The sequence below is a fragment of the Streptomyces sp. CRN 30 genome (assembly GCF_034105845.1).
In genome coordinates this window covers 17477-42820 of sequence record NZ_JAVRHI010000489.1, presented here as the reverse complement: position 1 = coordinate 42820, position 25344 = coordinate 17477, and the positions used below count along the sequence as shown (strand labels likewise).

The 25344-nt window shown below is 72.8% G+C and carries 14 protein-coding genes; 8 read left to right on the top strand and 6 right to left on the bottom strand.

The genetic code is table 11. From position 1 onward, the window contains the following. Positions 1-54 precede the first annotated feature (54 nt). Positions 55-1287: a DUF418 domain-containing protein gene (locus UW392_RS55185; RefSeq protein ID WP_320783044.1), complete on the top strand. Its 1233-nt coding sequence runs from the start codon at positions 55-57 to the stop codon at positions 1285-1287. A 40-nt stretch (positions 1288-1327) separates the two neighbouring features. On the opposite strand, the gene UW392_RS55180 is transcribed toward UW392_RS55185, so the two are convergent. Beyond that, complete coding sequence (locus tag UW392_RS55180) at positions 1328-2290, bottom strand: alpha/beta fold hydrolase (RefSeq protein WP_320783043.1); 963 nt, start codon at positions 2288-2290, stop codon at positions 1328-1330. 167 nt (positions 2291-2457) lie between these two features. Here UW392_RS55180 and UW392_RS55175 point away from each other — a divergent pair, with 167 nt between their 5' ends. Next, a complete protein-coding gene (locus UW392_RS55175; RefSeq protein WP_320783042.1) occupies positions 2458-3054 on the top strand; it encodes a TetR/AcrR family transcriptional regulator in 597 nt (198 codons plus the stop codon). Positions 3055-3110: 56 nt separating this feature from the next. Here the strand turns inward: UW392_RS55175 and UW392_RS55170 are convergent, their stop codons facing one another. Continuing rightward, entirely contained in the window at positions 3111-3722 is a 612-nt protein-coding gene (locus UW392_RS55170; protein ID WP_320783041.1) for a hypothetical protein, read from the bottom strand. Positions 3723-4009: 287 nt separating this feature from the next. Here UW392_RS55170 and UW392_RS55165 point away from each other — a divergent pair, with 287 nt between their 5' ends. Next, positions 4010-5221 (top strand): glycosyltransferase, encoded by a 1212-nt coding sequence (locus UW392_RS55165; protein ID WP_320783040.1) that lies wholly within the window; start codon positions 4010-4012, stop codon positions 5219-5221. 110 nt (positions 5222-5331) lie between these two features. Here the strand turns inward: UW392_RS55165 and UW392_RS55160 are convergent, their stop codons facing one another. From UW392_RS55160 to UW392_RS55150, 3 genes are read right to left on the bottom strand one after another with little or no spacing between them, the layout of a single operon-like run. Next, positions 5332-6204, bottom strand: coding sequence for a TauD/TfdA dioxygenase family protein (locus UW392_RS55160; RefSeq protein ID WP_320783039.1), 873 nt, complete (start codon positions 6202-6204; stop codon positions 5332-5334). Between the two features lie 31 nt (positions 6205-6235). Then, positions 6236-15865: an AMP-binding protein gene (locus UW392_RS55155; protein ID WP_320783038.1), complete on the bottom strand. Its 9630-nt coding sequence runs from the start codon at positions 15863-15865 to the stop codon at positions 6236-6238. Next, on the bottom strand, positions 15862-19944 hold the full coding sequence (locus UW392_RS55150; protein ID WP_320783037.1) for an amino acid adenylation domain-containing protein: 4083 nt from the start codon (positions 19942-19944) through the stop codon (positions 15862-15864). The genes UW392_RS55155 and UW392_RS55150 overlap by 4 nt, the downstream gene beginning before the upstream one ends. Positions 19945-20859: 915 nt before the next feature. Between UW392_RS55150 and UW392_RS55145 the strand changes: the two genes are divergently transcribed. The 5 genes from UW392_RS55145 to UW392_RS55125 all read left to right on the top strand — a co-directional run bounded on the left by UW392_RS55145 (position 20860) and on the right by UW392_RS55125 (position 24425). Further along, on the top strand, positions 20860-21462 hold the full coding sequence (locus UW392_RS55145) for a cupin domain-containing protein (protein ID WP_320783036.1): 603 nt from the start codon (positions 20860-20862) through the stop codon (positions 21460-21462). A gap of 23 nt (positions 21463-21485) precedes the next feature. Next, positions 21486-21872 (top strand): VOC family protein, encoded by a 387-nt coding sequence (locus tag UW392_RS55140; RefSeq protein ID WP_320783035.1) that lies wholly within the window; start codon positions 21486-21488, stop codon positions 21870-21872. 355 nt (positions 21873-22227) lie between these two features. Next, entirely contained in the window at positions 22228-23292 is a 1065-nt protein-coding gene (locus UW392_RS55135; protein WP_320783034.1) for an SPFH domain-containing protein, read from the top strand. Then, the gene (locus UW392_RS55130) at positions 23289-24182 is read left to right on the top strand and encodes a hypothetical protein (RefSeq protein WP_320783033.1); all 894 of its coding nucleotides are present in this window, start codon (positions 23289-23291) and stop codon (positions 24180-24182) included. The genes UW392_RS55135 and UW392_RS55130 overlap by 4 nt, the downstream gene beginning before the upstream one ends. Before the next feature lie 33 nt (positions 24183-24215). Further along, complete coding sequence (locus tag UW392_RS55125) at positions 24216-24425, top strand: SDR family oxidoreductase (protein ID WP_320783032.1); 210 nt, start codon at positions 24216-24218, stop codon at positions 24423-24425. A gap of 84 nt (positions 24426-24509) precedes the next feature. On the opposite strand, the gene UW392_RS55120 is transcribed toward UW392_RS55125, so the two are convergent. Next, positions 24510-25196 carry a helix-turn-helix domain-containing protein gene (locus UW392_RS55120; RefSeq protein ID WP_320783031.1) on the bottom strand — a complete coding sequence of 229 codons (687 nt, stop codon included), beginning with the start codon at positions 25194-25196 and terminating at the stop codon, positions 24510-24512. Between the last annotated feature and the right edge of the window lie 148 nt (positions 25197-25344).

Here is a 25344-nt window from a genome sequence, read left to right as displayed (position 1 = left end):
TGGTGAGTTCGTCGGCGGTCCGCGCCGTGGTTCCCGTGGTTCCGGAGGCCCCCTGTGAGCAGCTCGTCGCCGTCACCCGGGCGTGCCCTGCCCCGAGCGCGCGTACGGCCCGACGACCCCGACGGCGCGGACGCGTCGCGGGCGGCCCGGGTGCACGAGGTCGACGTGCTGCGCGGGTTCGCGCTGTTCGGCATCCTGCTGGTCAACGCCCTGCTGATCGCCGGACCGCATGTCGGGGCGGACGGTGGTGAACCGGTCTCCGCCCCGGTCGACGAGGGTGTGGAGTGGCTGATCACCGCTCTGGTCGCCGGGAAGTTCCACCTGCTGTTCTCGTTCCTGTTCGGCTACAGCTTCGTCCTCCAGCGGGAGTCCGCCGAACGCGCCGGGCACCCCTTCGTGTCCCGGTACCTGCGCCGCCTGGCCTGCCTGTTCGCGCTCGGCCTCGCCCACGGGGTGCTGCTGTTCCCCGGTGACGTGCTGATGTCGTACGCGGTGCTGGGCCTCGCCCTGTTCGCGGTGCAGGACTTCGCTCCGCGCAGGCTGCTGCAGGCCGCCGCCGGGCTCGTCACCCTCACCGTCGTCTGCCTGCTGGCCTACGGCGCGCTCACCCTCGCCGTCGCCGAGCCGCCCGGCGGACGGGAGGCCGAAGCCGCGCTGGAACCGTGGACCACCGCCTACCGGGGTGACTCGGGCACGGTCATCGGGGCCCATCTGCGGGAGCTGCGGGCCTCGTTGACGTGGAGCGTCGTCTACGGCGCCGGCATGCTCGCCGCCTTCGTGGCCGGGCTCGTCGCCGGGCGGCGCGGGCTGCTCGCCGACACCGGGCGGCACCGGGCGACACTGATCAGGATCGTCACCCGCTGCCTGCCCGTGGGCCTGGCCGGCGGCGTCGTCATGGCCGTCTGCCGCAACGGCCCGCTGGACGCCCGCTGGTACCACGTGGGGTCCGCCGTCGGCACCCTCACCGCCCCGGCGCTGTCCGCCGCGTACGTGTGCGGGCTGCTGCTCCTGCTGCGCACGGGACCCGGCCGCCGGGTGGGCCGGGCCCTGGCCCCGGCCGGACGCACGGCCCTGACCAACTACCTCGGCCAGTCCCTCGTCCTCGCCCTCGTCTTCACGGGCCACGGCCTGGCCCGGTACGGCCACCACGGGGCGGCGGCCGTGCTCGCCGGGTGCCTCGCCCTGTACGCGGGTCAACTCGCCGTCAGCGCATGGCTGACGGCACGTTTCCGGTACGGTCCGGCCGAGTGGCTGCTGCGTACGGCGACCTCGGCCCGCAGGCCCTGAGAGCCTGTGCCGTGCGGGCGTCGTGGCCGCGTCGGAGGGCTTACTTGGACTCGACCCGTCCTGGCGCATCGGGGGCGGCCGCCAGTTCCTCGCGCGCCGTCTGCCACGTGGGGGCGCCGGAACCGAGCTGGGTGCGGAGGTAGGCCGCGGTGAGCCGGGCCAGGGCGGTGACTCGCCCGGGGCTCTCGTCGGTGGTCTCGGCGGCGTCGTACCCGGCGATCCCGCCGAGTCCGTGCTCCGCGCCGAAGAGGGTGAGCAGGGTCTTGGGCGCGGGGGCGAGGGTGTAGGGGTCGGCGTGCCAGTCCGGTCCCCTGTCCGTGAAGTGCCGGGAGTCGTCCCTGTCGCCGGCGACGACCAGCGCGGGTGTGGTCATCGTGGAGAAGTCGACGGTCCGCAGGATCGGCAGCGCGTCGGCCATCGGTCCGTTCAGGACGTCACCCCTGCCGGGCGCTGCGAGCAGCACGCCCGCCTTGATGCGGGGTTCGAGGAGGCTCACCTCTCCCCCCTCGTCGGGGTCGGTGACCCGGGCACCGAGCAGGAGGCTGGAGGTGAAGCCGCCGAACGAGTGCCCGGCGACGGCGACCTTGGTGTGGTCCATCCGCCCGGAGAGCAGCGGCACGGCCTTCTCGATCTTGTCGAGTCGGTCGAGGACGTGCGACATGTCCTCGGCGCGCGAGCGCCAGAAGAAGGGGGCCCCGGGGGCGTCGGCGACCAGGTGGCTCAGCGTCCTGGAGCTGAGGTGGGTGGGCTGGACGACCACGAATCCGTGGGCGGCCCAGAGGTCGGCGAGCGGCGCGTAGCCGTTGAGTGAGGAGAGGTTGTTCGAGGGGCCTTGACCGTGGGAGAGGAGGATGACGGCGAGGCCGGTTCCGGTCGCGGGTGCGGAGACGCGTACCTGGAGGTCCACGGGACGTCCGGGCACGGGGAGGAGTACGGGGCTGAAGGACAGGACCGGGACGGGCGCGCCCGAGGCGTCGACGCCGGTGGCGGTGGATGTACTCACGAGTGGGTTCCCCTTCGGTGGCGCCTGCTGCCCGCCGGTCTCCTGCGACCGACGGCGGACAGGCTGGTCAGGGATATCCCGCTTCGACTAACCTGAAGCGGAGCATCGCTCCATCTAGTATCTGGAGCACTGCTCCGTTTTGTCAACCGGCGGAAGAGGAGTGCGTGATGGCCACCGACAGCACTGCGGGGCGGTCGCCGTCCCGAGGCAAGCGAGCCGACGCACAGCGCAACCGGCAGACGGTGCTCACCGCCGCCGCCGAAGTGTTCGTCACCTCCGGCGTCGACGCGCCGATCCGTCAGATCGCGGCCCGGGCGGGCGTCGGGATGGCCACGATCTACCGCCACTTCCCCACCCGCGCGGATCTCGTCACCGCCGTCTACCGCCACCAGATCGAGGCCTGCGCCGAGGCCGGCCCGCGCCTGCTGGCCAGTTCCGACTCCCCGCTCGACGCACTGCGCCAGTGGATCGACCTCTTCGTCGACTTCCTCGTCACCAAGCACGGTCTCGCCGACGCCCTGCACTCCGACAGCGACCGCTTCGCCGCGCTGCACACCTACTTCCTCGACCGTCTGCAGCCCGTCTGCGCCCAACTGCTCGACGCCGCGGTCGACGCCGGCGACATCAAGCCCGGCACGCAGCCCTACGAGCTGATGCGCGGCGTCGGCAACCTCTGCATCGGACGCGACGACGACCCCCGCTACGACCCCCGGCGCCTGATCGCCCTCCTCCTCCAAGGACTCCAGCGACCTCACGTCTCCTGACACCGACGGACGACGTCGCGACCTGTCCGGGTGAGGCGGAGGGGTGACCAGGTGCGTCAGCCCGCGGCGGTGTTGTAGTTGACGATCTCCTCCACCATGAGGGCGACCGCGCCGACCAGGGGGCTGTCCGCTCCTTCGCTCACCACGTCGGGCAACCGGTGTGCCTCCTCCTCGGTGACCGCCACCATGCCCCAGAACGCGTTGAAGGACGAGGGATCCGCCGGCTTGTCGGTGGCCGCCCCGACCGTCACCACACCGCCCTCCTCGGCCAGGGCCAGCGCGCCCATCTGCCGCAGCGTGCCGGGATCCCGCTCTTCGGCGGCCACCACGCTCCACCCCGCCACCCCGAGGCTCTCCAGTGCGGCCAGGAGGCTGCCGGCGCTGCCCGCGCCGTTGACGACGATGTCGGGCAGGACGAGGGCGACCGGCCCCTGCGTCATCGGCAGGGCGGACCGGATGGCGCCGTCGAGACCTGGTTCGCACGACGCGTCCTGGTAGACGAAGAGCAGTTGGAAGGTCCCGGCGTAGCGCGCGAGGTAGCTCACCGTGTCCAGCTTGTGGGTGCCGATGACGACGACCATGCGCACGTTGAGTCCGCTCTCGGCCAGTTCCACCACCGTGTCCAGGCTGCGGTCCAGCACGGTGACCCCGGGCGTCAGGCAGTGCAACTCCTTCGAGTAGGGGGCCCCGAAGCGCGCTCCTGTTCCGGCGCAGGGCAGTATGACCGAAACGTCAGGTCCGGGCGCGGACGATCTCTGCATGGAGTGGCTCCCAGGTGGTGTCGAGGATCGGGACGGTGTTTGTTCAGTGATCGCCACCGCGTTCGGTATCGCGCGACATACACTGCTGCCGCGCACCCGCTACGGCCGACGCGTCGCCGTCGACGAGGACCGCTCGAAGGCTGGACGGGCACGGGCCGAGACGTGTGGGAAGACCGGACGGAAGAGGACGAACGATGCGGGTGCTCCTGTCCACGTACGGAACGCGGGGCGATGTCGAACCGCTGGTGGCACTCGCGGTGCGGTTGCGGGCGCTGGGCGTGGAGGTGCGCATGTGCACCCCGCCGGACGAGGAGTTCGCGGAGCGGCTGGCGGGTCTCGGCGTGCGGCACGTACCGGTCGGGCCGGCGGTGCGGACGTTGATGCGCGGGGCGGTCCTGCCTTCGGCGGCGGACCTCGCCCGGTACCGGACCGAGCTGGTCGAGACGCAGTTCGATGTCCTCCCCGCGGCGGCCGACGGATGTGACGTGCTGGTGGCGGCCGGCCTGGCGCAGATCGCCGCGCGGTCCGTCGCCGAGGCCGCGGGCATCCGCTACGTGTACGCGAGCTACGCGGCGGTCCACCTGCCGTCGCCGCACCACGCGCCGCCACCGCGACCGGGCTGGGCGGAGCCGGATCCCGGGACGAACGACAACCGGACGCTGTGGGAGCTCGACGCCCGCAACGTGAACGCGCAGTTCGGCGAGACACTCAACGGCCGGCGCGCAGCGCTCGGCCTGCCGCCGGTGGACGACGTACGCGACCACGTCCTCACCGACCGGCCGTGGCTGGCGGCGGACCCGGCCCTCGGGCCGTGGCGGGAGACCCCGGGCCTGGACGTGGTGCAGACGGGTACGTGGAGCCTGCCGGACGAACGCCCGCTCCCGGCCGGCCTGGTGACGTTCCTCGACGCGGGCGCGCCACCGGTCTACGTGGGCTTCGGCAGCATACGCCCGCCGCGGGACGTCGCCCGCGGGGCCATCGAGGCGATCCTCGCGCAGGGGCATCGCGCACTCCTCTCCCGGGGCTGGGCGGATCTGGACCTGGTCGACGGCCGGGACGACTGCTTCGCCGTCGGCGAGGTCAACCAGCAGCGTCTGTTCGGCAGGGTGACCGCCGTGGTGCACCACGGCGGCGCGGGCACGACGGTGACGGCCGCCCGCGCGGGCGCGCCGCAGGTCGTGGCGGCCACCCAGCTGTCGGACAACCCGTACTGGGCCGGCCGGGTGGCGGACCTGGAGATCGGTGTGGCACTCGACGGCCCGACCGCGACCGCCGACTCCCTGAGCGCCGCGATCAGGACGGCCCTGGCCCCGGACACCCGGGCCCGGGCGAAGGCGCTGGCCGACGAGATCCGCACCGACGGGGCGGCGGTGGCCGCGAGCCTGCTGCTCGACACCGTCCGCTGAGTCCGGCGGGCGGACCATGTCGTCCGTAGGGAGCCGGCCGGCCGGGACAGGGAGCCCGGGAGTGCTCGACGTGCTCCCCGTCCTGGCCGACGTGGCCTCCGGTCGCGCCGTCAGCCCTTGACGGGGCCGCCGTTGATGGCGACGCGCCGGCCGTAACGGGCGTAGGGGTAGTAGTCGTACGTCGCGTGGTGCTGGACGCAGCGGTTGTCCCAGAGGACGAGGGTGTTCGGGGTCCAGCGCACACGACAGTGCAGGATCGGCCTGCAGGCGATGGTGTCGAAGAGCAGGTCCAGCAGGGCCTGGCTCTCCTGGGCGGAGAGCTGCGGGACGCGGCTGGTGTAGGCCTGGTTGACGTAGAGCAGCTTGCGGCCGGTCTCGGGATGCCGGGCGACGAGCGGGTGTTCGCTCCTGGGGATGACGTAGTCCGCGGGCGGGGTGTAGCCCGCCAGGGCCTTGGCGCCGTCGTGGACGGCGGTGAGCGGGTCCAGCAGGGCGCGCATGGCCGGCGAGAGCATGTCGTGGGCGAGGTGCATGTTGGCGAAGAGGGTGTCGCCGCCGCAGCCCGGCTCGGGGATCTCGGTGATGTACAGCATCGACCCCAGCGACGGTTCGGCGTCGGCGGTGCCGTCGGCGTGCCAGCCGTTGCCCGCCACGTTCGCCGCGGCCGACGTCGTGCGGATCTCCAGGACGTAGGGGTCGCCCTCGGGCGGCGGCGGGTTGACCGGACGCAGCTCGCCGAAGGCCGACGCGAAACGCTTGTGGTCCTCGACGGTGATCGTCTGGTCACGGAGGACGAGGACGTGGTGATCGCGGAACGCGGTGCGTATCTCGTCCAGTTGGTCCGCCGGGATCTCCCGCGACAGGTCGACGCCCGAGACCTCCGCGCCCAGTACGGGGGTGATCCGTTCGACCGTGAGTGTGCGGTAGGGATGCAGAGGCCGCGTGGTGATCGCTTCCAGTGCGTCGCGTTCGTATGACTCCATGTCATCCTCCAGGGAGCGTGGGGCGTGGGGGTTACGAGTTCTGGTCGAGCAGTGCCCCGACGGTCTCGGCCACCGTGTGCACATGGGGTGGCGCGACGACGCCGTAGTGGTCGGTGGGCAGGGACCGCCGTACGGCGGAGGGGGGCAGACAGGCACTCCACTGCCGGTCCGTCTCCCGCGGGTCACCGGGGGCGGGGACACCCGTCGTGGGCTGTTCGGCCAGCCACAGGAACGTGGGGGTGGAGGCGAGCGGTCGTACGCGGTGCTCGCCCAGGCTGCGCAGGTTCGCCCGGCAGCAGCGGGCCAGCCTCTCGGCGTACGCCTGCGCGTGCTCCGCCGATGCGGGCGTCACCCCGGTGCCGAGCTCGGCGGCGAACACCCGCTCGAGGTGGGTCTCGTCGTAGGCGGCGACCAGGGCGTCCGCCCGGGGCGGTGGTGGGTCCAGCAGGTGGAGCGCCGCCACCGGCCGCTCGGCCGACTCGGCCAGGGCGGCCATCTCCATGACCACCCGGGCGCCGTAGGACCACCCGGCCAGATGGAGCCGGTGGCCGGAGCCGCCGAAGTGGTGGCGGAGTTCCGCGTCGTAGTGGCGGGCGCGTTCGGCGAGGGACCACGCGGGCACCGTGGCGTCGCGGAGTGCCGGATCGGCGATGAGGCACACGGTCGGTACGGGACCGAGCGCCGCCACCAGGGACCGGTATGCCTGGATGTCTCCGCCCACGGGGTGCACCAGGCACACGACGTCCGGGCCGGTTCCCTGCTGCCAGGTGTCGAGGACGACCCGGGACGCGGTGGTCCCGGCCGGCCCGGCGGTGGAGTCGGTGGTGGGCTCGGAGGGGGCGAGGGCCGCCTCGATGTGTTTGAGGACCTCGGTGAGGCTGACCCGGTGGCTGAAGGAGGACAGGTCGAACGCGACGCCGTAGTCGTCCTCGACGCGGTCGATCAGGCTGATCAGGGTCAGCGAGTCGGCGCCCAGGTCGTACAGGGAGCCGTCCGGGTCCAGTTCCTCCACGCCCAGCAGCTCCTGGATGACGCGGGCCAGGGCGTCGGCTCGTGCCGTGGCGCTGTCCGGGGCCGGGGAACCCGTCGCGTCGTCGGCCCCGGGGTGCGCCGGTCCGGACCGTGCGGCGGGCGGTTCCGTCCGGTCGCCGGCCGAGGGGGCGTAGAAGGCGCGGGAGGCGGCGATGTCGGTGGTGGAGACGAGGAGCTGCGGCAGTTGCAGGGCCAGGGCGTGGGCGAAGACCGCCTTGCCCTCCTCGACCGTCAGTCCGACCTCCAGGTGCGCCTGGTGGCGGCGGTCCGCGTCCAGGACCGCGGTCGCCATCCCGGTCTCGCGCCAGACGTCCCAGTCGATACCGATCCGGGCGGTCGTCCCCGTCTCCGCGGCGCGGTGGTGGGCGAAGCCGTCGAGGAGGCTCGCGCCGGCCGCGTAGTCGCTCTGGCCGACGCCGCCGAGCAGGGCGGACATCGAGGAGCAGTAGACCGCGACCTCCGGGTGGAACGTCTCGATCAGGTGCTCCACGACGAGGGCACCCCTTTCCCGGGCCGCGGCGGCCTCGCGCATCGCCGTGGCGTCGCGTCGTACGAGCAGTCCCCCGAATCCGAGGCCGGCCGCGTGGACCACACCGTCCAGCCGCGGTGTGTGTCCGGCGACGGCCGCCGCCACCTCGTGCACGGGCATGGCCGCCAGGTCCGCCGGTACGAGGCCGACGCGGTCGGCCCAGCGGGTCAGTTCCGCGGGCAGCCGGGGGTTCCTCGACAGCAGCAGGACCCGGCCGCGCGTGTGCTCCAGCAGCCAGGCGGCGACGGCACGGCCGATACCGCCGGTGCCGCCCAGTATCAGGTGGACCGTTTCCTCACCGACCGCGAACGGTACGAGGGGCTCCGTGCCGGACGGCGCCGGCACGGGCGTGGTGCCCGGTCGCCACCAGTGGCCCTGCCGCAGCGCGAGCTGCCGGGGCAGGGCCCGGCCATCGGGATGTTCCGTCCGTCGCGCTTCGGAGACGACCGCGGCCACGTGTGCGGCCCAGCGGGTGAGGTCGCCGTCGGGGAGGTCCAGCCAGTGGCCGTCCAGGGCGGCCTCCTGGGGGGCGACCTCGACCGGCCCGGCGAGGAGCGCCAGTTCGGGCCGGTCCACCGGGCCGGTCACGGGTCGTGCGCCGTACGACAGCCACCACACGCGCGGGGAGCCGGTCCGCCCGGACAGGGCCTGGGCCAGGGCCGCCGTGGTGTCGAGGCAGGCGTGGCGTGCGTGCTCCAGCGTGCCGGGGCCGACCGGTCCCGTGACGTCCAGGGGCAGCGCGTGCACCCACTCCGCGTCGGCCAGGGTGAGGGCGTCGCCGTCGGTGCCGTCGGTGCCGGCCTTCTCGGACAGCGCGTCGAGCAGCAGGCGCAGGGACGCCGGGTCGGCCGGGTCGGCGTCGAAGACGTCGGCGCTCCTGCGGGCGAAGGTGTCGGACGGGTGCACGCTCACCAGGCGTGACGCCACGGCCCGGAACGGCGCGAGCGCTGCCTGCGGCGTGCTCTCGGAGGCGACGACGACCACGACCGGCGCGCGTCCGGCCGGTGCGCCTGTGCCCGCGGTGGAGCCCCTGGTGGACCCCGCGACGACGGCGCGGCGCAGCCGGACCCAGTGCGGCTGGTGCAGCCAGTCGGCCCGCGGCAGCCGCTGGGGTTCCGCCACGGACGGGGCCTCGGCCGTGGCCTTGGGCGTGGCCTTGGGCGTGCGGTCGAAGTCGTACTCCGCGAGCGCGAAGGACGGGGGCGGGAAGTCCCAGGGTGCCGACGCCGGTGCGGGGTCCGTCCGCCAGTCGACGGGTCTTCCGGCGGTCCAGTCCTCGGCGAGGTCGCGGGCCGTGCGGCCGACGGCGGGAACCGGCGCGGCGTCCGGGTCCGCGGTGCCGTGCGGAACCCCTCCGGCGGCCACCGCGCGCAGCCAGTGCACGGCGGCAGAGGCGTCCTCGGCGGGCGCGGCGGTCCGCAGGCGGTGGGCCGCGCGTCCGGACTGGAGGTGGCGCAGGACGGACTCGTACAGCTCGGGCCGCAGCTCGAGGTAGTCGGCGATCCGGGTGGCGTCGGCGGCGAGGACGTCGGCGCTGGAGGCGGACAGCACCAGGCACTTCGGTACCGCGCCGGTCGCGGCGCTCCCGCTCCCGCTCCCGGTACCGGTGTCCTGTTCCACGATGACGTGGGCGTTGGTGCCGCCGATCCCGAAGCTGCTCACCGCGGCCACCCGTGCGCGTCCCCCGGGCCAGGGCGTGACCCGGTCCGGGACGTGGAAGGGGGTGGGGTCGGGGCCGATCTCCGGGTTGAAGGCGCGGAAGTTGATGGTGGGCGGGATGGTCCCGTGGTGCACGGCGAGGACGGCGCGCACGAGGCCCACCACACCGGCGGCCGCGCCCATGTGGCCGAGCTGACTCTTGACGGAGCCGAGCGCGCAGCGGGCGGATTCGTCCACGTCGAACGCCTGGCGGAGCGCGCCCACTTCGATCGGGTCGCCCAGCCGGGTGCCGGTTCCGTGCGCCTCCACGTAGCCGAGGTCGGCGCCCGTGCGTCCGGCGCGGGCCAGCGCGGTGCGGATCACCTCGCGCTGCCCGGCCAGGGACGGCGCGGTGTAACTCATCTTCATCGCGCCGTCGTTGTTGACCGCCGAGCCGGTGACTACCGCGTAGACGGTGTCGCCGTCGCGCCGTGCCCGCCGCAGCGGTTTGAGGACCACGACACCGACGCCGCTCGCGCCGACCGTGCCGGTCGCGTCGTCGCTGAAGGGGCGGCAGTCACCGTCCGCGGAGAAGATGTGCTGCGGGCGGTAGCGGTAGCCGCCGGTCAGTGTGGGGTCGACGAGCACTCCCCCGGCGAGCATCACCTCGGCGTCGCCCTGGCGGAGCAGGCCGGCCGCGAGGTGCACGGCGACCAGGGAGCTGGAGCACGCGGTCTGGGCGGCGAAGGCGGGGCCGGTCAGCCCGAGGTGGTAGGCCACCTTGGTGGTCAGGAAGTCCTTGTCGTGGTGCAGGGCGAGCTGGAAACCGTCGGGCAGCCGGGCGGGATCCGCCTCGCGCAGCAGGGACTGGAAGTAGGTGTTCTCCCCGGCGCCGGCCACCAGGCCCACGCGCGTGGCCGAGGTGTCCGCGACCCCGGCGTGTGCCAGTGCCTGCACGCAGGCCATCAGCAGGTGGCGCTGCTGGGGGTCCATCAGGCGTGCTTCCTGGGGACTGATGCCGAAGTGGCCCGGGTCGAAGTCGAGCATCCCGTCGAGCGTGCTGTGCGCGCCGATGACGCCCTCCGGGGCGTCGACGCGACGGATACCGGTGCCGCCGGAGACCACCAGGTCCCAGAAGGCCGCCAGGTCGGGGGCGCCGGGCACCCGTACCGCCATGCCGACCACCGCGATCGGTTCGCCGGGCTCCGGGATCCCGTCGTTCTTCCGTGCCGATGCGTTCTCTCCGGCCGGTGCGTTCTCTCCGGCCGGTGCGGCGGGTGTCCGGGTGCGGGGGAGGCCGTCGGCGGCAGCAAGGTGGCGGGCCAGGGAGCGGACGGTGACGTGCTCGAACAGGTCCGCGACGCCGAAGCGCAGACCGAGTGCCGTGGTGCAGCGCAGGTGGAAGCGCATGAGGGCGAGACTGGAGGCGCCCGCCTCGAAGAAGGTCTGGTCCGGTCCGATCGTCGCCCCGGTGACCTCCTCGAAGGCGGCGGTGAGCCGCTCCTCCTCGGCTGAGAGGCCGGTACGGGTGGTATGGGTGGTACAGGTGGTATGGGTGGTACGGGCGGCCGCCGAACGGCGTATCTCCTTTCCCGGCGCCCGAAGCGCCGCCCGCCGGTCCAGCTTGCCGCTGGGGGTGAGCGGCAGCTTCCCCAGCTTCCGGAAGCGGTCCACCCGGACGTAGGAGGGCAGCAGGGCGGAGAGGTGTGCGGTGAGGTCGTCGGCGGACGGGACCCCGCCGCGTACCTCCAGGCAGGCCGTCAACCGGTCACCGTCCCGCGCGACGACGGCGTTGGACACGAGTGGGTGGCGCAGCAGGGCCGCTTCGACGGAGCCGAGTTCCAGCCGGTGCCCGCTCAGTTTGATCTGCTGGTCGTCGCGGCCCGCGTAGTGCAGCAGGCCCTCGTCGTCGAACCACGCACGGTCACCGCTGCGGTAGAACAGGCCCGTGCCGGGCACCGCGACGAAGCGCGTGTCGTTCAGGGCGGGCTCGTCGAGGTAGCAGCGGGTGGTCATGGTGCCGCCGATCAGCAGCTCGCCGGTGCACCGGGGCGGAACCGGGTCGCCCTGGGCGTCCACCACCCGCAGGTCGGCGCCGGCCACGGGGCGTCCGATGGCGGGCCGCTCGGGCCACCGGTCCGGGTCGCCCTCCAGGCACAGGGCGCTGACCACGTGCGTCTCGGTCGGCCCGTAGTGGTTGAACAGGCGGGCGCCGGGCAGTCCGGCGAACCAGCGGCGGACGGAGTCGGTGCACACCAGCTGCTCGCCCGCGGTGACCACCTCGCGCAGCCGGGAGGGGAACCTGCCCAGGCGGACCCCGTACTCGGCGAGCAGTTGCAGGGCCACGTAGGGCATGAAGATCCGCTCGGTCCCCGCGGACTCCAGCCGCTCCAGCAGTGCCGGGGCGTCCTGGCGCCACCCGGGGCGGACGAGCTGGAGGCTGCCGCCGGTGCACAGCGTCCCGAAGATCTCCTGGAAGGAGACGTCGAACGCCAGCATCGAGAACTGCTGGGTGGCCGCCGGAGCGGTCAGGCCACCGGGTCCGGACTGCCACCGGATGAGGTCGCACAGCGTGCGGTCGGAGATCTGGACGCCTTTGGGGACGCCGGTGGAGCCGGAGGTGAACAGGGTGTACAGCGGCCGGGCGCCGTCGTGCGTACCCCACCTCCTCGCGCCCTCCGTCTCCCGCGGCGCCGGGTGCGCCGGGTGCGCCAGGTCCGCCAGGACGACGGGGTGGCGCACGGCGCCGTCCGTGAGCAGCGTGTCCAGGGCCGGCGCTCCGTCTTCCGCGACCAGGACGCACAGCGGGTCGACCCGCTCCAGGACGCGGCGCAGCACGTCGGCCGGGTAGGAGGGGTCGAGGGGGACGGCGGTGACGTTCAGCCGCGCCAGCGCCAGCAGGGACACCACGTGCTCGGCGGACGGGTTCAGGTACAGGGCCGCCCGGCAGGGGCCGCCGTCGGACGGGACCGGGTGACGGTCGGCCAGTTCGGTGGCGAGGGCGTCGGCGAGGGCGTCGAGCGCCGCGTAGCTCAGGGTGCTCCCGTCGGCCGTGAGCACGGCGGGGGCGTCGGGGGTACGGGCGACCTGCCGTGCGAAGCCCTCGGCGACCGTGGTGAAGCCCGGTTCCGGGGCGGGGCCGCGCCCGTGCTCCGGCAGGGACCGCCGGTACGGTGCGACCAGCTCCCGCGCGGTGGAGCGGCCACCGGACGCGAGCGCGTCCACGCCCCGCCGGAACAGCTCGGCCATCGCTTCGACGGCCTCCCCGGTGAAGCGGTCCTCGGCGTACTCCCACAGCAGGTCGAGTCCGTCGGAGTGCTCGACCACGGAGACCGTCATCGGGCACTTGGCCTCCGGCGCGGCCCACCACAAGGGGCGCTGGACGCAGCCGGGCAGCCGCAGCCCGGCGAAGTCGGTGTTCTCCAGGACGAACAGGAGATCGAACGGGGTGCCGTCGCCGACGGCCTCCCAGCCGGTCAGCACGTCCGCGAGCGCCACGTCCTGGCGTCGCAGCACCTGCTCCGTCCCGGCTCCCGTACGGACGAGGTGCGCGCGCAGGTCCGCACCGGGCGTGACGGTCACCGGCAGCAGCACGGTGTTCGCCATCATGCCCACGCTGTCCTCGAACTCGCGTACCGGGCGGTTGGCGACCGGGGTGGCGACGCGGGGCCGGACCAGGCCGGTCACGCCGTACAGACTCCACGAGAACACGCTCAGCAGCACCTGGAAGCGGGTCAGCCCGAGCTCGGCGCAGAGCCGGTCCACCTGGGCCCGGCGTACGACGTCGAGCGAGGTGTGCAGCAGCCGCGCCCGCGGTGCCGGACCGGCGTCCTGATCGGGCAGCGGCTCCTGGGGCTCCTGCAAGTCCCGGTAGTACGCCAGGAGTTCGTCGCGCTGTGCCTGGTAGGCCGCGGTCGCGAACCAGCCGCTCTGCCAGGTGGCGAAGTCCAGGGGGTCGGGAGCCGGAGCGGGTGCCGGGGTCCGGACCGTATCCGTATCCGTATCCGTATCCGTGTCCGTATCCGTGTCCGTGTCCGTATCCGTGTCGGCGTCCGTGTCCGTGTCGGCGTAGTCGGTGGACAGATCCCGCAGCAGAACGCTCAGCGACCAGCCGTCGACGGCGATGTGGTGCAGATGCAGCAAAAGCGTTCCGCCACCGTCACGGGGCAGCCAGCAGGCCCGGAGCATCCGGGGGACGGCGAGGTCGAAGGGCTCGGCGAAGAAGGTGTCGGCGTAGGTGTGCGCTTCCTCCTCGCTCCATGCCCGCTGTGTGCCGCCCGGCTCGTGCCAGGGGTCGTACGGTGCGCCGACCGTCTGCCGGAGTCCCTGTGCTCCGAGGGCGAAGCCCGTCCGCAGTGCCGCGTGGCGCGCCACCAGGGTCCGCAGCGCCCGTCGGAGGGCGGCGGTGTCGACGGGCCCGTCCACGCGGAACGCCTGTCCCACGGAGTACGCCCGCGAGCCCGGCGCGCGGCGCTGGAGCAGCCACAGCCGCTGCTGCTCGCTCGTGGCGGGCGCCTCGTGGGCACCGGCGACCACCGGTGCCGGACAGGCGCTCTCCTCGCCGGTGCCGACCGTGGCGACGGCCTGGGCGACAGCCTGGGCGACGGCGGCCAGGTCGCCCTGGAGGACGGCCGCCTGCGTCAGGTCGCGGCCCCAGCGCTGCCGGACGGCGAAGCGGAACCGCAGGGCCTTCAACGAGTCGCCGCCGGCGGCGATCCACCCGTCGCCGAGCCCGAGGCCGGTGGCGCCCAGGACCTCCTCGGCCAGTTCCAGGACCTCGCGCTCGGTCTTGGTCGCGGCGGCCCGTCCGTGAGGAGCGGCCGGCCGCCAGGGCCGGTCGGCCCGCCGCAGCAGTGCGGCCTGGTCGACCTTGCCGTTGGCGTTGAGCGGCAGCTCGTCCACGAGGTGGATGTGGTGCGGGCGCATGTAGGCGGGCAGGCGGGCCGCGAGGTGGCCGTCGAACTCCTCGTAGGACACCTCCTGTCGCAGGACGACGAACGCCAGCAGTTCGTTCGGCCCCTCCTCACCCGCGCGGCGCGTGCACACATGGGCCCGCCGGACGGCCGGGTGGGCGAGGACGTGCCGTTCCACCTCACCGGGCTCTATCCGGAAGCCACGGACCTTGACCTGGCGGTCGGTCCGTCCGACGTACTCGATCCGGCCCTCGTCGTCGGCCCGTACGAGGTCGCCGGTGCGGTAGTACCGCTCCGCGCCGCCGTCGAGCCACGCGAGCCGTACGAAGCGCCGCTCGGTCTCCTCGGGAAGGTTGCGGTACCCGGCCGCGAGTCCGGCGCCGCTCAGCAGCAGTTCGGCGACCTCACCGGGGGCGGCGACCCGCTCCTGGTCCGGCACGACCAGGACGGCACCGGTCTGCGGCAGGGGCCGGCCGATCGGCACCACGTCACCGTCGAAGTCCCGCGGGATCGGATGGCACAGGGCGAAGGTGGTGGACTCCGTCGGTCCGTAGACGTTGAACAGACGAGTGCCACTGTCTGCACTGTCTGCACTATCCGCCCTTCTTGTGCTGTCTGCGCTGTCTGTGCTGTCTGTGCTGTTTGCGTTGTCCCGGTACCAGCGGCGCATCACGCGGGGGTCGAGCTGCTCACCGCCCACCAGGACCTCGCCTGCCGCGGCGAAACAGTCCGGCACGGCCGTGACCACCGCGTTGAACAGCGCGGTCGTGATGAAGACGGTGTCCACCCGCTCGCGCCGCAGCGCCGCCGCGAGCCGCTCGGGCGTCTGCGCGTCCCCGTCCCGCAGGACCACGCAGCAGCCGCCGGTCAGCAGGGGGACCCAGACCTCGAAGCTCAGCGCGTCGAACGCCGGATTCGCCAGACAGGCGTAGCGCAGGCCCGGCTCGACACGGAGGTAGCCGGGTCGTGCCAGCCGCATGACTCCGGCATCGCGGACCTCGACGCCCTTGGGCCGCCCGGTCGTTCCGGACGTGTAGAACAGGAAGGACACCTCACCGGCGGCGGGCGGCGCCTGCACGCTGGCCGTGGCATCCGGGAGTCCGGGCAGCAGCGCGTCCACGGCGAACGCCTTCACGTCGGGCGCGAGCCCGGTGAAGGCCTCGGGCGCGTCGTGCACCAGGGCGGCCGCTCCGGAGTCCTCCAGGATGAAGAGGCGGCGTTCGGCGGGGCTCTGGGTGTCCAGCGGCACCACCTGGGCGCCCAGCCGCAGGATGCCCAGCATCACGCAGACCAGCCGCCACGAGCGCGGCAGCGCCACCGCCACGGCCTGCCCGGGGGCCACGCCCTGGCGGCCCAGCGCCTCGGCCACGGCGGCGGCCGCGGCGTTCAACGTCGCGTAGTCCAGCCGTACGTCGCCGTCGGCGACCGCGTCCGCGTGGGGTGAGCGCAGGGCCTGGTGGTGGATTCCGAGGGCGAGCCCGGCCGGGGCACTCGGGGCGTCGGCCATGTCGGCCACGTCGGCGGGGGAGGTTTCGACGCGCGGTCTCATCGTGCCTCCGCCGTCCCGGAGAACACCGTACGTTCGGCCTCGGTCTCGGTCTCGGCCTCGGGCGAGCCGACTGCCGTCCGGTCCAGTTCGGCGGCGAGGACCGCCGCGACGCGTGGCAGTTCGTCGCTCTCCAGCATGTCCCAGTGCCCGCAGGCCACCGGCTCGACCACGAACTCGCCACGCACCCTGCGGCGCCAGAACGCGCGCAGGCGGACGGCTGCCTCCTCGGAACTCTCACCGTCCTCGTCCTCCACGGCCGTCGCCTGCATCAGCACGACCCGGGCCGGGGACTCGGGGACGGCGTAGGCGCCCGCCGTCTCGCGGTGGTGGTTGTAGACGGTCAGGTACCGGGCCACCTGGGCGTCGTCGATGCCCGGGTACATGCCGTTGAAGCGCACCAGCTTCTCCCGGAACTCCTCCATGCCGACCGGCGCGACCGCGGCAGGCTGCTCCGCGCCCCCGCTGTCTCCCATGTCCTGCGCGTCCCGCGCGTCCTGCGCGCCATGGGTGTCGAGCAGGACCACGCTCACCCTCTCGTGTCCGGCTGCCACCAGACGGCGGCCCATCTCGTACGCGACCAGGCCGCCGTAGGAGAGTCCGCAGAGCACCAGTGACTCGTCCGGGCGGGGGGCGACGAGCCGCAGGTACTCCCGGGCCATCGCCTCGACACCGGGCAGGACGGACTCGCCGGGGTTGATGCCGGGCGCCTGGAGTCCCACCACGCCGACGTCGTCGGGCAGTGCCGTGGACAGCGGCAGGTAGCAGAACGCGGTGCCGCCGGCGGGATGCACGCACACCACGCGCCGCCGGCCGTCGCCGGCGCGGAACTCCACCAGGTTGCCGGGCTCCGTGGACCGGGCGGCCTCGGCGTCGTCGCCGCGCACCCGCTCGGCGAGCGCCTCGATGGTGGGGTGCAGCAGGACGTCCCGGACCGGCAGCGTCACGCCGAGTTCCTCCTGAACGGCGGACGCCATCTTGATCGCCGAGATCGACGTGCCGCCGAGCTCGAAGAAGTCGTCGCCGATCCCGACGTCCGGGTGCAGCAGTACCCGCCGCCAGATCCGGTACAGCGCCATCTCGACGTGGTCGCGGGGCGCGGCCGTGTTGACCCGTCCGGAGCGGGCCTCCGCCGTGGCGCGCAGCACCTCCGTCCGGTCCACCTTGCCGCTGCGGTTCAGCGGCAGCCGCGGGAACTCGGCCACCACGACGGGGATCATGTAGTCCGGCAGGCGGCCCTTGAGGGCCGCGCGCCACTCGTACGCCGTCCGCGCGGCTCCGTCGTCGCACCCCACGCCCGCGACCAGGTGGGGGCCGCCCGGTGTGTCGCGGTCGGCGAGCACCACGGCCTCCCGGACGCCGGGCACCGCGAGGAGCGCCGCCTCGACCTCGCCGGGTTCGATGCGGAAGCCGCGCAGCTTGAGCTGGTCGTCGCGGCGGCCGACGTACTCGGCGTTGCCGTCCGGCAGCCAGCGCGCCAGGTCGCCGGTGCGGTAGACGCGTTCGCCGGGCACGAACGGGTCGGGGACGAAGAGCTCGTCGGTGAGGTCGGGCCGGTTCAGGTAGCCGCGGGCCAGGCTCGCTCCGCCGAGGTGGACCTCGCCGGGCACCCCCACCGGGACCGGGCGCATGCGGTCGTCGAGCAGGTACAGGCGGGTGCCGCGCAGCGGCCGCCCGATGGGGCACGGTCGGTCGTACGGCTGGGGGTCGGTGTAGGCGGTGGAGTAGAGCGTCGCCTCGGTCGGGCCGTAGCCGAAGCAGATGCGCAGGCCGGGCAGCAGCTCGCGCATGCGGTGCAGGGCGCGCTCGGGCAGGGACTCCACTCCGGTGAGGAGCCGGCGCAGGCTCAGCCCGGCCAGTCGCGCGGCCGGGTCCTCGTCGATCCACAGGACGTAGGACGGCGGCAGGAACGCCTGGGTGACCCGGTGTTCGCGCAGCCAGTCCATCAGTGCTCCGGGGTCGCCCCGGAGGTCGTCGGGGACCAGGTGGAGAACGGCTCCGGTGGTCAGCGGCATGAGGAGTTCGTGCACCGAGGCGTCGAAGCCGATGTTCGACCAGGCCGACGACGCCTCACCGGGGGCGTCCCCCATGAGGTCGTGCCAGTGGTCGAAGAGGTTGACGACGCTGCCGTGCGTCACCGCCACGCCCTTGGGGCGGCCGGTCGAGCCCGAGGTGTAGATGACGTAGGCGAGCCGCGCGGGGTCCGCGTCGTCGCCCGGCGTATCGACGCCCGGCGCGTCGTCGTGCGCTCCCTCGGCCTCCACCTTCGCGAGGCTCTCCCACAGCCGCCGGTCGTCGCCCGCGGTGTCCGCCCGGTCGGTCAGTACGAGCACGGGTGCGGCATCGCTCACCATGGCGGTGAGCCGTTCCGAGGGCTGGCCGGGGTCGAGGGGCAGGTAGGCGGCCCCGGCCTTCAGGATGCCGAGGACGCCGACGACGAGGTCGGCCGTGCGTCCGGCGTGCAGGCCCACCACGCGGTCGGGCCCGGCACCGCGGGCGATCAGCGCGCCGGCCAGCCGGTCGGCCCGGCGGTCCAGCGTCGCGTAGTCCAGTCGCTCGTCACCGGCCACCACCGCGGGCTGCCCCGGCCGGGTGCGCACCTGTGCCGCGAACCGCTCCAGCAGGCCCATCGGCGCCGTCGCGCCCGGTACGTCCGCTGCGGGCCCCGCGCTGAAGGCGGCGAGGAGTTCCCGCTGCTCGTCCTCGTCCAGCAACGTCAGGTCGGATATCTCGGCGTCCGGCCGTTCGGTCATCAGGCGCAGCACGCGGAGGAACTGGCGTACGTACCGTTCGACGGTCGCCCGGTCGAAGAGCGCCACCGCGTAGTCGATCTCCCCGGCGAGGTGCCGGCCCTCGTCGGCCAGGGCCAGGACCAGGTCGAACTTGGCGGGGACGTGGGCGGCGTCCTCCCGCAGTTCGACCTCCGTGCCCGGGAGTTCGAGTTCCTTCCGCATGGAGGGGACCCAGGCGAACATGGTCTGGAACAGTGCCGTGTACGCGGGACTCCGCGGGGGGTTGACCAGTTCCACGACCCGCTCGAAGGGCAGGTCGACGTGGGTGAGCGCCTCGCGGACCCGCTGGTTCACCTGCTTCAGGACGTCGCTGACGGTGCGGGAGCCGGACAGGTCCGCGCGCAGCGCGAGGGTGTTGACGAAGAAGCCGACCAGGCCCTCGACGTTCCCGCGGCGGCGGTTGGACGTGGGGGCGCCGACCACGATGTCGTCCTGTCCGGAGAGCAGGGACAACAGCACCGACCAGCCGGTCAGGACGGTCGCGTACAGCGAGACATCGTTGTCGGCGGCGAGGCCGCGCAAGGCCTGGGCCAGGTCCTCGTCCACGATCACCGGCACCCGGTCGCCGCGGAAGTCCTGCTCTGGCGGGCGGGGACGGTCGGTCGGCAGGGAGAGCACGGCCGGGGCGCCGGCCAGCGCGGAGGTCCAGTAGTCGGCGTGCGCGGCGGGCTCCTCCCCCGACATCCAGTCCCACTGCCAGCGGGTGTAGTCGCTGTACTGCCAGGTCAGTTCGGGCAGCGACGGGTCCTGCCCCTGCTGGAGCGCGGTGTACAGCAGGCCCAGTTCACGCAGCAGCAGGGAGCGGGACCAACCGTCGAAGACGATGTGATGAGCCGTCAGGATCAGCACATGGTGCTCCGGCTCGAGCGCCACCAGACAGCCGCGCACCATGGGTTCCTCGCCCAGGCGGAACGGGGCACCCTCCACCTCCCGCCGCGTCCGCGCGAACCGCGCGAGTCGCTCGGCCGCGTCCGGCAGGCCCGTCAGATCCTCGAAGGTCACCGGGAACCCGGTCTCCGGCGGATCGACGACCTGGAGCGCCGAGCCGCCGGAGGGCACCAGCCGGGTGCGCAGGGCCTCGTGCCGGGCCGCGAGCAGGTGCAGCGCCTGGACGAGCAGGGCCCGGTCCAGTGGCCCCCGGATGTCGAAGGGCATCGGCTCGTTGTAGGCGGCGCTGGCGTCTCCGTCCATGCGCGCCATGACCCACAGCCGCTCCTGCGCCAATGACAGGGGCGCGGAGGACGTTTCTTCGCCGGAATGACGGGGAACTGCGATGCGGGGGGAAGGCACAAATTACCCTTCACGAACGACGAACGACGAACTACGAAAGAACGCAACGGACATCGGATCCCGCGTTCACGTACGAATCAGCGATGGCTTGCGAAAGTGCGTCACGAACATGCCGACGCGGCCGGCCTTGCACCATTCCGCCCGCCGTCCGAAATGTGTACGTTGAATGGATGCGCACGCCGAAGGGCCCTGGGCAGGTCGCAGCGGGGGCGGACAACACGGTCGGCCACCGGTAGCACGAGGCCGATATCCTCACGGATCCAAAGGCGCATCGCGTGACCTCCTGGATATCGCCACCTTCTACCAAAACTCAGTAAAATCGCGCCGACTACAGCGGAGGAGCGATCTGGTTCGCGTCTTTTTTACCGCCCCTACGACGGCTTATTTCGCCGCTGATGCTAAATGCGCGCCGATTGGATGGTCAACAGTGACCCACGCCACACCCATCGGCGACGGACCACCGTGTGCGGACATCAGGCGACATTAGGGGCCCCTCTCGAGAAGTCGACGGCAGGCGCGATGATGTCCGCGACGTTTCGAGATGTCCGGGAAGTCTTCCGGTCGGTCGGGCGGTCGGAAATCCGTGACCGCACTTTCGTTCCGGGAACGGTGGGAGGACCGGCGTTGGACGGTTTCGACGCGTTCGCGCGTCAGTCGACCGGTGGAGGCGCCCGCCCACGTTCACTCGACGTACGAGGAGGTCGACGAACTGCCCGGGCGCGATCTCCGCGCGACGGCTTGCACCGATCCGCCTTCCGCAGACAGCAGACAGGCCGTTGGGGGCGCCGTCCACCGGCCGGACCGGCTGCGACCGGCCGGACCGGCTGCGGAACAACCGCAGAATTGACCCATGCCATGAGGGCGGGATTGACCCTACCGAAGGGTCATTTCCGAGGTGATCCTGGAGCCATGCCCATGAGTGAGAGAACGCCTACCGAAGCCCTGACCACAACGCCCCGCCGAGCGCTGCTGACCCGCCACGCGGAAGCCGAGACCTGCGCCGACCCGAGCAGTGTGATGACCCTGCTGGCCGACTCGGACAGCACCGGTGGCAGCTGCACGAGTTACCGGTCCACCTTCTCCGAGGGGGCCGTGGGAGCACCGGCCCACTTCCACACCAGGGCGACGGAGCTCTTCTTCGTGATCAGCGGATCCCTGCAGGTGCTGGTGGGTGAGGAGGTCACCGTCCTGAACGAGGGCGACTTCCTGGCAGTACCACCGCACACCCCGCACGCCTTCGCCGCCGCACCGGGAGCCGAGGCGGACGTCCTGTTCTCGTTCACCCCTGGCATGGACCGGTTCGACTACCTGCGGCTGCTCGGCCGAGTGATGCGCGGCGAGGCCGACCCGAAGGAGATCGCCGAGTCCGCGGAACGCTTCGACAACCACTACGTCGACAGTCCCGTATGGCGTGCGGCCCTGGAGGCCTCGACCGGCTCGACCGACTCGGCGCGCTCTGCGAACTCAACGGACTCGCCGGACTCGCCGGACTCGCCGGACTCAACGGACTCGGCGTGATCGACTCCTCGACACACATACGCGTGGCCCGACCCTCGCGGGACCTGGCCGCCGCGGAACGCTTCTCCGTGGACGGCCTGGGGCTCGACGTTCTGTGGCGGACCACCGACCGCGTCCCGGGAGAGCACGATCTCCTGATGGTCGGCCCTCCCCACGCTTCCTGGCACTTCGAGCTGACCCACGACCCCGAGCACCCGTTGGATCCGACTCCCACCGTGGACGACCTGTTCGTGGTCCACCTCGGCGCCCCCGTGGACGAAGCGCTGATCGCCCGGCTGTCAGCCACCGGCGGCACTGTGGTCCCCGCGCACAACCCGTACTGGGACGAGCATGGAGTCACGATCACCGACCCGGACGGTTACCGCCTGGTCCTGTGCTGCCGCACCTGGGGCCGACGAACACAGGGCTGACAAGAACAATCACCGTCGTGGCCAGTCCGGCTTCGTACGGGACCCGCACGGCGCCGGTGACCGGCATGCCGCTGAAGCAGTGGACCGTGTGCCGCGACCGTCGTCGACCTGCGGTTCCCTGGGGAACCGGCGGATCGGGACTCGGGACTCGCGGGTTTCTGCTGCACCCAGTTCACCGACACCGAGCAGGAGATCAACGGCCTGTTCACGGCGGACCGCGAGCCGAAGATCCCGCTGTCGGAACCGCGGGCGATCCTCACCCGCGACGGGCGGAGCTGAGCCGTCGCAATTATCGTCCCGTTGACGAGAATAGAGATCACGCTTATCGTCCTACAGACGAGAAGGGGGTATCTCCATGGCCGACATCACCCGGCGCCCCGGCTGGCGCCACCTGCGCTCCACGCCCACGGCTCACATACGCCACCACCGCGGCGGAAAGCTCGTACACGACGGGCAAGGACTCAGCTTCTGGTTCCGGCCTCTGACCGCCGCACTCTCCGAAGTGCCGGTCGGGGACCGGGAACTGACCATGGCCTTCCACGCCCGGACCGCCGACCACCAGAACGTGTCGGTACAGGCCACGGTCACCTACCGGGTCGCCGACCCGGCGCTCGCCGCCGCTCGCCTGGACTTCTCCATCGACCCCGACACCGGGACCTGGCGCGGGGCCCCGCTGGAGCAACTGGGCACACTGCTCACCGAGACGGCCCAGCAGCACGCGCTGGACGTACTGGCCCGCATGCCGCTGTCCGACGTGCCGGCCGACGGAATCGCCACGGTCCGCGACCGGATCGCCGCCGGCCTCGGCACCGAACCGCGGCTGCCCGCCACCGGAATCGAGGTGGTGGCCGTACGGGTCATGGCGGTGCGCCCCGAAGCGGAGGTGGAACGCGCGCTGCGGACACCCGCCCGGGAACTGATCCAGCAGGAAGCCGACCGGGCGACGTACGAGCGGCGGGCCGTCGCCGTCGAGCGGGAGCGGGCCATCGCCGAGAACGAGCTGGCCAGCCAGATCGAACTCGCGCGGCGTGAGGAGCAGTTGGTGGAGCAGCGCGGGGCGAACGCGCGCCGCGAGGCGGAGGAGGGCGCGGCGGCGGACAAGGTGCGCACGCGGGCCGAGGCGGAACGCACGGTCGAGCTCGCCGAGGCCGAGGCCGCCCGTTCCGTCACGCTCGCCCGCGCGGAGGCCCAGGCGGCGCGCGAGGTCGGCCAGGCACGGGCCGAGGCCCAGACGGCCTGGCTGCGCGCCCACGCCGATGTCGACGTGGCGATACTGCACGCGCTCACCGGCACCCGGCTGGCGGAGAACCTCCCGCACATCGACAGCGTGACCATCTCGCCCGACGTGCTGACCGGGCTGCTGGCCAGGCTCGGCGGCGAGGGCGGTGGGGGCGCCGGGGGCGGCGGGGCCCGAGGATGAGTCTCGCCCCGCGGGCCGTCCTGGTCCACCGCGCCACGGAGTACGAGGAACTGGTGGCCCGGCACGGCAGCCATGGACAGGCCGCCTTCTTCCTCTCCTCCCGCGGCCAGGACCTGAAAGAGGTCACCGAGCGCCACCACCGCGCGCACCGGACGCTGGCCGAGGTGGCGGCCGCCGTGCCGCTGGCGTGGCGGCAGGCCCGGGTGGAGCGGACCGATCTGGACCGCTTCCTGTTCGCCCCGGAGGACGTCGTGGTCGTGGTGGGACAGGACGGGCTGGTGGCCAATACGGCCAAGTACCTCACCGGGCAGCCGGTGCTCGGCTTCGACACCGAGCCGGGACGCAACCCCGGCGTGCTGGTACGGCACCGGGCCGCCGACGCGGCGACGCTGCTGCGCGGCGCGCCCACCGCCCGGGCGGACGAGCTCACCATGGTCGAGGCCGTCGCCGACGACACCCAACGGCTGGTCGCGCTCAACGAGATCTACCTCGGCGCCGTCGGCCACCAGACGGCCAGGTACCGCCTGGGCCTCGACGGCGACCGGGGTGCCGTCGAGGCCCAGGCCTCCTCAGGAGTGCTGGTGGGCACGGGCACCGGCGCCACCGGCTGGCTCCGGTCGGTGTGGCAGGAGCGGAACAGCGCCCTGTCCCTGCCCGGCCCCACGGAGGACCGCCTGCTCTGGTTCGTCCGCGAGGCATGGCCGTCACCGGCCACCGGCACGTCCCTGGTGGCCGGCGAACTCTCCGCCGCCGGACGCCTGCGCCTCACCGTCGAATCCGAACGCCTCGTCGCCTTCGGGGACGGCGTGGAGGGCGACGCCCTGGAACTGGTACGGGGACAGACGGTTCGGGTGGGCAGGTGCGAGGACCGGCTGCGGCTGGTGCGGTGAGGACGCGGCGGGCGGCAGCGGGATGCCCCGACGGTGTGCCGTGGCGCGCGCCTCGGTCGCCGGCGGCTCCCTCTTCCAGGTCGCCGAGGACGGCTTCCGACGGGGGTCGGCCGGCCGGACGACATCGCCGGCATCGTCCTGTTCCTCGCCCGCGACGACTCCCGGTTCGTCACCGGCGGCGAAGTGGCCGGCGACGGCGGTCAGAGCGCCGGCCAGGCCAACTGCCAAGGTATCCCGCGGTAACGGATCGGCGGGCACCCGCGACCACACCCGCTGCTCAGCCCACCCGCGAGCGGCCTGCGCCGATTCGGGTGCGGGCCGCCCACGTCAAGCCTGCAGCGTGTCCTGGCGGTGGGCGGTCCCGTGTTCGAGCTCCTCGAGGGCCCGGCGCAGGGCGGGCGCCGGCGCACGGTCGTGGGCGGCCCGGACCGCGCTCGCCAGGAAGACGATGAAGTGATCGACCAGTGCCTCGACCGGCATCGTGTGGCCGTCCGTCAGCCACTGGCGGGCCATTTCGTCACAGGCGGCGCTGAACCCCCGCATGGGCAATCGCAGTTCGGGGGCGTCGGCGTCGAGGTCGAGCAGCGCACAGATGCTTCGAGTCCCCTCGTTCCGGACCACTTCGAACGTCTCCCAGGCGAGGTCCGCAGCTTCGCCCCTGCGCAGGATGAGGTTCAAGGCAGCATCCTCGTGGTCGACGAGGAAGCGCAGGTGTGCGGCGAAGTGCCCGCGCAGGCGTGCGCCGCTCGACCCGTCGGCGGTGATGCTCGTCGCCGAGCGGAGCCGGCGGCTGATCTCGCGCACCACCTCCGCGTAGAGGTTCTCCTTGCCGTTGAAGTGATGCGACAGGAGTCCGTGGGCGACCCCGGCCGACCGGGCGATGTCGCCGACGGTGACTTCGGCGTAAGGCCGACGGGAGAAGCTCTCGAGCGCGGCACGAAGCAGTTTCTGACGTGTCTGCTCGGCAGCCAGTTGGCGTTTGGTCGGCGGCTTGCCTGGGGCGGGTTGCGACACGTCTGGCCCTTCCTCACGTACCGGTCGAACTCCCACCAGGGTAGGCGAGGGACCTCAGCCGGTCGCGACCGGAACCTCTGGTTGATCGTCGTTCAATGACTTACAATCAATAACAGGTTCGGGCCACCGAGCCCGACAGGGCGGCCTT